Consider the following 11,240-nt stretch of genomic DNA (forward strand, 5'->3'; position numbering starts at 1 on the left):
CCAGGTCGGGCCGGACGCTGTGGAAGTGGGATGCGCGATTTCTGCAGCAATCCGGCGGTAGTGCAACGGTGCAGGTCAGAGCGTTGATCATTTTTGAGATCTGACTTGGTTCGAGAATAGTCCCCTCCTCGTACCGATGGCGGCCATAGTGTGATCCGCGCCTCGCGGGGATGTACCTGGTGACCCCACTGTGCCATGTGACAAGAAAGATCACTTTTCACGGTACGTCTGGGCAGCCGGGTTAACGGTCGAGGAGACGAGGGTCGCGGGCTGTGGGGAAGGCCGCGAGCGATAGCCTCTGGAGGGCTCTCCTGGTTTCCTCGACGGTTACGTATTGCTCCCGGGAAGCACCTGTGTGGATCGGGTTTCCTGGTCCAGGATCGAGACCATGCGGCTCCTTATCCTCGGCGGAACGAAGTTCCTGGGGCGTGTGCTCGTGGAGCAGGCCCTGCGGCGTGGTCATGAGGTGACCACGTTCAACCGTGGCCGTTCCGGTGATGACGTGTCCGGCGCCACCATGATTCGCGGAGACCGGACCAACCCTCAGGACCTGATGGCGCTCGCTGACGCGGGTCCGTGGGACGCGGTGATCGACCCCAGCGGCATGACCCCGACCATGGTGGAGGACACCACCCGCGCTCTGGCCGATGTCGTCGGCTGGTACGTGTTCGTCTCCACCGTGAACGTCTACAAGGGCTGGCCCACCACTCCGCTGACGGACGCCTCGCCGCTGCGGGAGTACACCCCCGAGGGCCCGGAGGGGGAGAGCGGGCCCGACGCCTACGGGCGCGAGAAGGTCGGTTGCGAGCAGGCTGTCACCGCTGTTTTCGGTGAGCGCGCCACTGTCTTGCGGCCGAGTGTCATTCTCGGCCCGCATGAGTATGTGGGTCGTCTGCCGTGGTGGCTGTCGCGGATCCGCGCAGGGGGCCGGGTGCTGGCCCCGGGCACGGCCACGTGGAAGATCCAGCCGATTGACGTACGAGACGTCGCCGCCTTCGCGTTGGAGTGCGCTGAGCGGCGTCTGTCGGGTCCTTACAACGTGGCCGCGCCGATCGGGCATGCGACGTTCGGTGAGTTCCTCACCGCCTGCCGTGAAGCGACCAGCAGCACCGCTGAACTGGTGTGGGTGGATAGCAGCTTTCTCCGGCGGTACGGCGTGCGTGAGTGGACGGAGTTGCCGATCTGGCGCGAGCACGAGGGCGCTTGGAGGGTGGATGCCTCCCGCGCTCACGCCGCAGGTCTGACGTGCCGTTCGATCGAGGAGACCGTGACCGATACCTGGCGGTGGCTCCAGGCCGGGGTCACGGTCTCTTCCGCTCGCTCTGCGGAGCTGGGCATCTCCGTGGAACGGGAAACGGCGATCCTCACCGCCTGGGACAACCGGACAGTGGTCAAGAACCAGGAACAGGCGGCAGGTGCTTAGCGGTCGAAGCCTCACCGAACGCGGTGACCGTCTCGACCAGTTCCTGAGCCGCCCGCGTGCGGAGTTGGTTGAGCGGTGCCCGTAGGGAGCGCAGCCGGTAGCGCACGGAGAAGGTGCGCAGATCCGGAGACAGGCCCAGCATGGGCTGGACCGTTTCGTGGGCCCCGTTCACATCGCCGAGCAGTACTCGGGCGGCGGCCATGTCCAGCAGGATGGTCGCTCTCAGGATCGGAGAGCGTTTGTCGGCTGGAGTGGCGAGCTCCAGGTTCAGCGCTCGTTCGGCGTGCTCCAGCACCAGATTCACAAAGCGGCGTAGCGTCGCCGGCTCCAGGCTGTCGTGGCGGCGTTGCAGCAGTTCCAAGAACGCGGTTGAGGCGCAACGCTCCTCTCGTGCAGGTCCCCAGTCGAACAGGCCGCCGATGACAGCCAGGTCGTCATGGGTGTCTGAGTCGGTTGTCCGTGCCTCCTGCGCGTCGCGGACGGCCCGTAGCGTTTCGTCGGGATTGCCTAGGTGCGACCACGCGCGGGCGGTGATGCTGTGCAGTCGCGCGGCTGCCAGGCCGGTGGGTTTGTGCTCCCGGCCGCGTTTGACTGCGGTGATCGCCTCTTGGGGAGAATCGCCCCAATAGGCCGCCGTCGCCTGCACACCGCGTGCCCATACGGCCAGACCGGTGTTGCCGATGCTGTTGGCGTGTGCCCACGCGGCGCGCGCGTGATCACGAGCGAATCCATGCTCGCCCAAGTCCATGCAGGTTTCGGCCAGCAACAGGCACAGCAGCCCGTTCAGGTAGGTCAGTTCGGTGATCTGCCCGGGTTGCCGGGTCTGTCCAAGCTTGTGCTCCACTTGGTCGCGTAGGTCTTTGATTTCGGGAAACGTCACGATCGGCGGTCGGGTGTGGAACGTGCGTGCTGCACGAACCACATCGTCTTGCAGTGTTTCAAGGGTTGAGGGTCCGATCGCGGCGTCCGCTGCTCGGGCGGAATGTCGGGAATCTTCGGCAGCAGCCATCATCAACTCACGCAGAGAGGGCGCAGGTTTTGAGCCTGCACCAGAGGTGGGAAGGTCGGGCGTCGTCCATACGACGCTGCGGGTGGGTGACAGGTCGATCACCTCGCCCGGTGATGCGGGGTCTGCCACCAGGGTGGGAACCATCGTGAACAGTTCCTGCGCCGACCGGTCGAACATTTCCTCCAGGACGCGGCAGGCATCCGGCAGCGGTAGCCCTTTGACGTTGCCTGCCAGCCAGCGCCGGTATTGGCGTTCGTCGAGGGTCAGGCCGCGTAGACCAAGTCCGGCGGCGCATCGGCTGTAGGCGGTGAGGAACGTGCGCGGAAGTAATAGTCCACGCGCGCGCACGAGCTGCTTCAGGAGTGTTTCTTCGGCATGGTGCACGGGGTTTCCTCCTCGTGCGGGTGCGGTCGCTGGCAGCGTAAAACGCTGTCTCGCAGCGCGGAGGGACTTCGCAGCAGATGTCGCCCTTGGGTACTGACATGCCATGACGGGGTCCACGGCGATGTCCGCTCCGGACATCAAGTACCGATGAATGTCACCCTTCGCGACATGTTCATGACACATGGTTGCTGGTGATGATCGGCCACGTCCCACCGCTGGCCACCAGAGGTTTCCCCTGGTGACCGGCATCGACGCCGAAGATCGCGCAACGGACCGGGCCGGAAGCGACCCCGAGGCCGTTCACTTCATCCCGTGAAGGAGCCGAATCGTGTTTCCCATCGGTACGCCCATGGCCGACGCTCTGCGTCGGAAGGTCAGTGAGGGTTTCTACGACCCCAAGGCGCCGCAGTTGCGTCGGCTTCAGGGGTTGCTCGGCCGGTCGCGGGTGGAGGTGGTGTTCCGGTGTGACGACGGGGCTCCGTTGCTGGAGGTGCCCTCGATGGGGTTCGTGATCTGGACCGACCTTCGGGAGCGGGACTTCTTCTGGAAGTACCGCGATGAGCGGGCTCATCAGGTCCCGGTCACGCAGGTGGAGGAGGCGGCCCGTCAGATCGTCGAGCACCTGGCCCGTCTTCCGGTTCCTGGGGTGAAAGGTGCCGCGCCGGCGGAGGGGGCGTCCTCGTGATCGGGTCATCTCGGCCGGGTGGGCGGCATCGTGATGGGCGGCCTGTGGCGGCGGTGTATCGGCGGGTGTGGGACGGCCCGGCCCGTGCGGAGGCCGAGAGCCTCAACCAGGCGTGGGCCGGGTGGACGGTGCTCTACAGCCTGGGGACGCGCCGGTTCTACGGGTTGTGTTCGTGGCCCTCCCCGCAGCCGGTGATCGTCAGCGACACCACCGCCGAGGGTCTGGAGCGGCGGATGCGTGAGGCCGAGGCGCTTCTGACCCTGCGGATGCCGACCGCTGAGGAGCGGCGACCGGCCGGGAGACGACGGTTGCGGTCGGCGGGGAGGGCGGCATGATGCCGGGGGTCGCGGATCCCAGCTGTGACAGTCTGCAGCGGGCTCACCCGGACTGGCTGGTCTTTCACAGTTCGCATTCCGGCCTGTGGAGCGCCTATCGAGGTGCCCTGCGCGGCAGGCCGGGCTTCGGGGACGTGCTGCTGGTGCGGGCCAGGTCGGCTGAGGAACTGGGCCGCAAGCTGGCCGCCCAGGTGTCCCCGGTGGTGCCGCCGAGCATCCAGGCCGTCGCGGTCGCCCGGTCCTTGCAGGCCCGAGCCGCCCATGCCCTCCAAACCGCCCGGATCTCCCGGGCCGTTCAGGCCGTGTGTCCTGGCCAGGCCGTCGCGCCGGGCCGGTCCACGGCGTTGCGCAGACTGCTGCGCTCCTAGAAGCCGGTACGGCGGGCGGTGGAACGTCATCCCACCCGTCGCTCGCCGTACCTCGTGAACGTGCGGCTCAGGTGGGAGGGACCTGGGCCGCACACCCTCGCAAGACGGTTCCCACGCACGCCGAGCGTGAGGGAGCCGTCCGGCGCACCGGTCTTCCTATAAGGAAGGCCGGTCCTCCTCCAGGGTGCCCGGCCACCTGCTCCCCGGCTCGGGGCCGGGCACCCGCCTCGCGAAAAGCACCCGCCTTGCGAAAAGGCACCCGGCCTACGAAAAGGCCATGGCCTCCCGAACCCTCTGAGCCGCTACTGAAGGAACCCCATGTCCCCCCTCAAGGCCGTCGCCCCCGATGGCACCTTTATCACCGAGGCCGGAACGACCGAACGGCTTCTCACGCCCGGCGAGGTCGCCCGGATCTTCGGCGTGGACCCCAAGACCGTCAACCGGTGGGCGTTGACCGGCCGCATCCCCTCGGTGCGGACCCCCAGCAGGCAGCGACGCTACCGGGAGAACGACATCAGGGCTCTGCTGGACGGTTCCCAGGGCTCCTGACCGGCTGTCTCCGCAAAATCCCCCTCTCAATTCGATTTGGTGATAAATCCCATTTAGGAGGATAAAAAGTAATAAACCTCATGACGCGAGGTCCATACATCGCGTGCCGGTGTGGCCGTGGTGTACCGAGGATGTGATCCGGCTCGTATTGTTGCCCCGAGGAAAGTCGTCATGCGCGTCGGATTTGTCGGTCAAATGTGTCTTTCGCAGATCATGATCGACGCGTTGTGAGGGTCCCGGCTGCGCGGCCGGATGGCTCCGTCGGGCGCCCGTGGGCATCCGGCGGGAAAGGACGGTAGCGGTGCCCGACGCAGGACCGTTGAAGGCGACCGACCCCCGGCGCATCGGCGTCCACGACCTGCTCGGAGTGCTGGGCAGCGGCGGCCAGGGCACCGTCTACCTGGGCCGGGGCCCCTCCGGACAGCAGGTGGCGGTGAAGGTCCTGCACGCGCGCGTGGTCGAGAACACCACCGAGATGCGGCGCTTCGAGCGCGAGGTCGCGCTGGCGCGGCAGGTGGCGGCCTTCTGCACCGCCACGGTCCTTGAGGCCGGGTTCAGCGAGGGACGGCCCTACCTGGTCAGCGAGTACGTGCCCGGCCCCTCCCTCCAGGAGCTGGTCGCCACCGACGGCCCCCGCACGGGGAGCGGTCTGGAACGGCTGGCGATCGCCACCGCGACCGCCCTCGACGCCATCCACCGGGCCGGGATCGTGCACCGCGACTTCAAGCCCACCAACGTGATCATGGGTCCCGAGGGGCCGGTCGTCATCGACTTCGGCATCGCCCGCATCCTGGAGGGAACCGACGCGACCACGGTCTCCGCGCTGGTCGGCACCCCCGCCTACCTGGCGCCGGAGCAACTGGCCAACCAGCCCGCCAGCGCGGCCTCCGACCTGTTCGCCTGGGCGGCGACCATGGTCTACGCGGCGACCGGCCGCCGGGCCTTCGCCGGTGATCACGCCGCGGCGATCATGGGCACCATCCTCAACAGCGAACCCGACCTGGACGGGGTGCCCGAGCCGCTGCGCGCGCTGCTGGCCGCCTGCCTGGCCAAGGACCCCAGGGACCGCCCCGGGATCGGCGAGGTGCTGGCGATGCTGACCGGCCGCATTCCGGCGGAGCCGTACGAGCTGGAGACCGTCACCGAGAGCCCCGCTCCCGCCCCGGACGGGTCGGCGGTCTCCGACGCGGTGACGCCGAACCCGGCGGCCGAGCGGGACATGATCTCCACCGGGGACCGGCCGGTACGGCGCTCCTTTCCGCGTGGCCGTACCGGATGGATCACCGCGGCGGCCGGTGTCGTGGTCGTCGCGCTCGGGGTGATCTTCTGGCCCTTCTCAAGGGAGCCGGTGACGAGCGCGGCCCCGGCGACGGCGGCGGCGGTGGTGCCGGGCGTGGTCGGCACCCAGAGCGACGACATCTGGGCGGTCGCCGCCGCGCAGGTGGACGGACGTTCGGTCGCGGTGACCGGCAGCGCGGACGACACGGCCCAGGTGTGGGACCTGACGACGCGCGCGCCGGTCGGCGACCCGCTGCGCGGGCACACGGAGGACGTCAGCGCGGTCGCGATCGGCCAGGTGGACGGGCGTCCGGTGGCGGTGACCGGCAGTGCGGACGACACGGTCCGGGTCTGGGACCTGGTGACGCGTCAGCCGGTCGGCGACCCGATGAAGGGGCACACCGAGGACGTCTACGCGGTGGCTGTCACCCAGGTGGACGGCCGTCCCGTGGCCGTCACGGGCAGCGGCGACGACACGGTCCGGGTGTGGGACCTGACCACCCGCCAACCCGTCGGTGAGCCGATGAAGGGGCACACGGAGGACGTCTGGGCGGTCGCCGCCGGGCAGCTGAACGGACGTCCGGTCGCGGTGACCGGTGGGGTGGACGACACGATCCGGGTCTGGGACCTGACCACGCGCCGTCCCGTCGGCGAGCCGATAACAGGACACACCGGTGACGTGTACGGCGTGGCGGTCACCCAGCTCGACGGCCGTCCCGTGGTGGTGAGCAGCAGCGAGGACGACACGGTCCGGATCTGGGACCTGGCCACGCACCAGCCCGTGGGGCAGCCGATGGTCGGCCACACGGGCAACGTCACGTCGGTGGCGGTCGGGCAGGTGGGCGGCCGTCCCGTCGCCGTCACCGGGAGCTGGGACAGGACCGTCCGTCTGTGGGACCTGACCACGCGCCGTCCCGTCGGCGGGTCGTTCACCGGGCACACCAGCACCGTCTACGGAGTGGCGGTCACGCGGATCGGAGGACGGGCCGTCGCGGTCAGCGGCAGCAGGGACACGGCCGTGCGGGTGTGGGACCTGGGACCCGCGTCCTGAAATTCCGTGCCATTTTTTCGACGTCCGAAAAATCCATTCCAGGGAGTCCGAATCAAAGTCCACGGAGGCGCAGTAGGTGGGATGTGTCGGGTTTTTGTGGCTTTTCCTGTGTGGCGAAGCGTGACACGATAAACGATCAAACCGGTTTCTGCTGGAGATTTTTGACGGAGGGGAGTACGGCCCCATGCCGTATGCGATCGTCGGGCACGAAGGTCCTCTCACCGGACAGCGGTTCCTGATCGGCGACGAGCCGATGACCTTCGGCCGCCGGGGCGACAACAACGTGGTGATCACCAGTGAGCGGGCCTCGCGCTTCCACGCCGAGGTGCGCGCCCAGGGTGAGGACTACGTGCTGCAGGACCGTGGAAGCCGCAACGGGACGCTGGTCAACGGCAGGAAGATCACCTCCCACGTGCTCCAGCCCGGCGACACGATCTCCATCGGGGGTGAGACGTTCCGTTTCGAGACGTTCGACGACCTGGAGACCGTCGTCGACGCCTCCATGCTCCCGACGGTCGTCAGGGCCGTGCCCGGCGTCGGGATGGGACAGGTGCTGCACGTCACGATCTCCGGCGGCGGGCCCGTCGGGCTGAGCCTCGCCCTGCTGCTCGAACACCTCATGGGACATCGGGTGTCCATCACGATGTACGACGGCCGCTGGACCCGGGACGGGGCGCGGGTCGTGTGGCGGAACGCGACCCAGGGCAACAACCGGCGCCAGCAGGTCGTGACCGTACAGAGCCGCCAGTATCTCAACCTGCCCGAGGACGTCCAGGAGCGGCTGTTCACCACCGGCTCCTACAGCGAGATGTGGCCGGCGGGCCCCGACTCGATTCGCGGCTACAGCCCGCGCAACATCCGGATCGCCCATGTCGAGGACGTGCTCCTCGACATGGTGAACGAGAAGGCCGACCGCATCCGGCTGATCCCCGAGAACTTCGATCCGGCCGAACACCGCGACGGCGTCGCGCAGGACCACGTGCTGGCCATCTGCGAAGGCGGGCGTTCCCGGACCCGCGAACACTTCGGCGACAGGTTCGGGCAGGCCGACAAGTCGATCTACTCGCTGGACGGCCACCACGTCCAGGACGTGGTGCTCGGCATCCGCGTGAAGTCCGACCTGCCCGACCCCATGATCGTCCTGCTGACCGTGGCCCAGAACCGCTTCCTGCTCAACTCGCTGCGCGGCGAGGGGTTCCTGAACGTGCGCCTCACCGACGCCGAGGCCAAGGAGGTCATCGGCATCGACCCCATCCGGCAGGTGTTCGAGGAGTGCATCGCCTCCAACCCCTGTCTGATGGAGCGGACGGAGAGCGGCGACTTCCACTGCTCGACGCACCAGACGCTGTTCCTGCCCGCCCTGATCAGGGGCTCGGCGCTGTGGAGGCGGGTGCAGGAGGGGCTGACCCTCTTCGGCATCACCGAGGACAACGTGAGCGCGGTCACCGGCTTCCGGCTGGACATGGTGCAGCGGCCCCGCTTCACCTCCCGGCTGTTCTTCCCGACCTCGACCACTCCGGGCACGTACGGCTTCCTCCTCGGAGACGCGGCCAACGCCATCCACTTCTGGCCGGGACGCGGGCTCAACAGCGGACTGGCCTCGGCCATCTCGCTGGCGCGCTCACTCAACCGCAACTGGCGGGGCAGGCCGTTCCGCGACGCCGACTTCGTCCGCCACGAGGCCGCGATGTCGATGCTGCAGTACCGGCACAAGAGCCGCGCCTGGAACGCGATGGTGGCCGCCGACGAGCAGGGGGTCACCCGGGCCATCAAGGACAAGATCGCTCAGGGCCTCGAAGAGGGCGCCGCCGGGGCGGACAGGAACGCCGACATCGACGTCCTGATGGACCGGCTGCGCCAGATCCGGTCCCGCCTGGCCCCGAGAATCCCCGGCATGCCCGACGACGCGGCCCTGCTGGAGCGGCTGAGCGAGCTGCGGAGCGAGACCGTACGGTCCCTGGTGGTCAGCGGCGCCTGGGACACGCTGACGGTCGGGGGTGAGGAGGTGGACATCGACATCTTCGACACCCCGGTCCCCGCGGAGCCGTCCCCTGCCGACGCGACCCTGTTCGTGCGGCCCACCACGGCACCCCACGAGCTCTCGGGAACGACGGGCCCCCAACCGGTCCACAACGAGGCTGAGTGAGGGACCACCCCCCGCGTGCGACGACGTCTTCGCACGCGGGGGTGGTCCCACGCACGCGGAATGAGAACCGAGGTCGCGTCGGCGCCCTCCCGCCGTGGGATCGTCAACCGGCCCGCGCCGGGACTACTCCGTACCGTCCGCGGGCAGGCGCTCCGGCAGCCCGAGCCGCGGGAACCGGTCGTCGTGGAACGTGAAGATCTCGGTGATCGCCCCGCCGGTGACGCGCAGGACGTCGATCGTCAGCGGCAGGTACGCGCCCTCCCGCTCCCGCCAGAGGTAGAAGGCGACGGCGGGCTGCCGGTTCACGAAGACGGGGACGGCGCGCAGGCGCTCCATGCTCTCGAAGCCGCTCTCGACCCAGCCGTTCACCACCGTTTCGCGGCCGACGTGCAGGCCCGGCGTGGGCGGCATCGAGCAGCGGACGTCGTCCCGCAGCAGTGCGGCGAGCCCGTCGACGTCCGTGGCCACGCTGGCGTCGGTGTAGCGGCGTACCAGCTCGCGCGTCCCGGCGTCCTCCTCACCGCCGGTCCAGTCCTGCCGCTCGGCGGGCAGGTGCTCCCGCATTCCGGCGCGGGCCCGCTGTAGTGCGCTGTTCACGGAGTTGACGGAGTCCCCGAGGAGTTCCGCGACGTCCTTCGCCGGCCAGCCGAGCACGTCCCGAAGGATCAGCACGGCCCGGGGGCGCGGCGCGAGATGCTGGACCGCGACCAGGTACGCCAGCTCGATCGTCTCCCGTGCGACGGCGACGGTCTCCGGCTCGTCCGCGTCGCCCGCGGGCAACTCGTCGAGCAGCCGGTCCGGGTAGGGCTGCAGCCACAGCGCCTCGCCACCGGTCGCGGGCTCCGGGCGGCACCTGGCGAGCAGGTCCAGGCAGGCGTTGGTGGCGATCCGGTACAGCCAGGCCCGGAACGTCGACCGTCCCTCGAAGGTCTCCCGCCGCCGCCAGGCACGCAGGAACGTCTCCTGCACGGTGTCCTCGGCGTCCTCGAACGACCCGAGCATCCGGTAGCAGTGCACGTGCAGCTCCCGCCGGTGCCGCTCCGCCAGCCCCGAGAACGCGGGCTCGTCGACCTCGCCCAGACCGCTCACGCCCAGCTCCTCCAGCAGCGTTCCCACACTCATCACGTCACCTTTTCACCTCGTCGTGTCCCGTCGTAGGTATGACGGGTTTGGGCGCGAGAACTCATCACCGCTGAGCACGGCGAGGAGGGCGTGGGTGCCCGTGGAGACGTCCCGCCGGGATGGAACGCGCGGCAGGACGTGCCGGGACGCCCGAGGAGAACGGAGGATGAATGAACGATGTCCATTCGGTGTCCGAAAGGAAGGGGTCTGGCTGCGGTGCCGTACGGGGTGGAATGGGATGATTGTTCGCTGAAGGAGGGAAATTCCAGAAGAGGGTAATCTGGCCTGGAAGTGGGTTATTTGGTGATCTAGATATACGGCGAATGCTCCACAAAGCGCTCAATTCGGGACATCGTGCTATCCCTTTTTTGTGGGGTGGTTCGGTGGAAGGATCTGATTTATCGTGGCAAGAGATAATAAGGCGCAATAGGAGCGACACATGGATCCGCTTGTGCTGGCCGCGGGGACGGCGTTGGTGACGGCCATGGCCACCGATGCCTGGCAGGACGCCCGCGCCGGAGTGGTCGCGCTGTGGCGGCGTTTCCGCCCCGAGCAGGCCGAGGTCGTCGAGGGCGAGCTGGTCGAGGCCCACGCCGAACTGCTGACGGCGAGACAGGCGGGGGACGTCGAAACCGAGCGGGCACTGGCCGGTCTCTGGCAGGTACGGCTGGCGCACCTGCTGAAAGAGGCTCCCGAGTCGGCCGCCGAACTGAGACGCCTCCTCGATGAGGAACTGACCCCGCTGTTGTCGGTCACGGAGCAGACCCGGATCGGTTCGATCGTCATGAAGGCGGTCGTCCGAGACCAGGGACGCCTTTATCAGGCGGGCCGGGACCAGCACATCAACGAGCGCTGAACGGAATTCCCCGGCGGCCGTGACGCCGCCCTCG

10 protein-coding genes are annotated in these 11,240 nt (G+C 68.4%); 8 read left to right on the forward strand and 2 right to left on the reverse strand.

Annotated elements, in window-relative coordinates; all coding sequences use genetic code 11:
• The first annotated feature begins 388 nt into the window (after positions 1 to 388).
• Positions 389 to 1,423: an NAD-dependent epimerase/dehydratase family protein gene (locus tag ACFYY8_RS13890; protein WP_390040544.1), complete on the forward strand. Its 1,035-nt coding sequence runs from the start codon at positions 389 to 391 to the stop codon at positions 1,421 to 1,423.
• On the opposite strand, the gene ACFYY8_RS13895 is transcribed toward ACFYY8_RS13890, so the two are convergent.
• The gene (locus ACFYY8_RS13895; RefSeq protein WP_390040546.1) at positions 1,392 to 2,816 is read right to left on the reverse strand and encodes a hypothetical protein; all 1,425 of its coding nucleotides are present in this window, start codon (positions 2,814 to 2,816) and stop codon (positions 1,392 to 1,394) included. The two genes, ACFYY8_RS13890 and ACFYY8_RS13895, sit on opposite strands and share 32 nt — an antisense overlap.
• 328 nt (positions 2,817 to 3,144) lie before the next feature.
• Here ACFYY8_RS13895 and ACFYY8_RS13900 point away from each other — a divergent pair, with 328 nt between their 5' ends.
• The 6 genes from ACFYY8_RS13900 to ACFYY8_RS13925 all read left to right on the forward strand — a co-directional run bounded on the left by ACFYY8_RS13900 (position 3,145) and on the right by ACFYY8_RS13925 (position 9,228).
• Entirely contained in the window at positions 3,145 to 3,501 is a 357-nt protein-coding gene (locus ACFYY8_RS13900; protein WP_390040548.1) for a hypothetical protein, read from the forward strand.
• A gap of 44 nt (positions 3,502 to 3,545) precedes the next feature.
• Positions 3,546 to 3,836: a hypothetical protein gene (locus tag ACFYY8_RS13905; RefSeq protein WP_390040550.1), complete on the forward strand. Its 291-nt coding sequence runs from the start codon at positions 3,546 to 3,548 to the stop codon at positions 3,834 to 3,836.
• Positions 3,833 to 4,204, forward strand: coding sequence for a hypothetical protein (locus ACFYY8_RS13910; protein WP_390040552.1), 372 nt, complete (start codon positions 3,833 to 3,835; stop codon positions 4,202 to 4,204). The genes ACFYY8_RS13905 and ACFYY8_RS13910 overlap by 4 nt, the downstream gene beginning before the upstream one ends.
• Positions 4,205 to 4,522: 318 nt before the next feature.
• Positions 4,523 to 4,753 carry a BldC family transcriptional regulator gene (locus ACFYY8_RS13915; RefSeq protein ID WP_352011176.1) on the forward strand — a complete coding sequence of 77 codons (231 nt, stop codon included), beginning with the start codon at positions 4,523 to 4,525 and terminating at the stop codon, positions 4,751 to 4,753.
• Between the two features lie 301 nt (positions 4,754 to 5,054).
• Positions 5,055 to 7,082, forward strand: coding sequence for a WD40 repeat domain-containing serine/threonine protein kinase (locus ACFYY8_RS13920; RefSeq protein WP_390040554.1), 2,028 nt, complete (start codon positions 5,055 to 5,057; stop codon positions 7,080 to 7,082).
• Between the two features lie 184 nt (positions 7,083 to 7,266).
• Entirely contained in the window at positions 7,267 to 9,228 is a 1,962-nt protein-coding gene (locus ACFYY8_RS13925; protein ID WP_390040556.1) for an FHA domain-containing protein, read from the forward strand.
• Between the two features lie 123 nt (positions 9,229 to 9,351).
• On the opposite strand, the gene ACFYY8_RS13930 is transcribed toward ACFYY8_RS13925, so the two are convergent.
• On the reverse strand, positions 9,352 to 10,350 hold the full coding sequence (locus ACFYY8_RS13930; RefSeq protein WP_390040558.1) for an RNA polymerase subunit sigma-70: 999 nt from the start codon (positions 10,348 to 10,350) through the stop codon (positions 9,352 to 9,354).
• A 439-nt stretch (positions 10,351 to 10,789) separates the two neighbouring features.
• Here ACFYY8_RS13930 and ACFYY8_RS13935 point away from each other — a divergent pair, with 439 nt between their 5' ends.
• Positions 10,790 to 11,206 (forward strand): hypothetical protein, encoded by a 417-nt coding sequence (locus ACFYY8_RS13935; protein WP_390040560.1) that lies wholly within the window; start codon positions 10,790 to 10,792, stop codon positions 11,204 to 11,206.
• Positions 11,207 to 11,240: the final 34 nt, after the last annotated feature.

Origin of the sequence: Streptosporangium sp. NPDC001559, assembly GCF_042893955.1 — a bacterium.
Lineage (GTDB): Bacteria > Actinomycetota > Actinomycetes > Streptosporangiales > Streptosporangiaceae > Streptosporangium.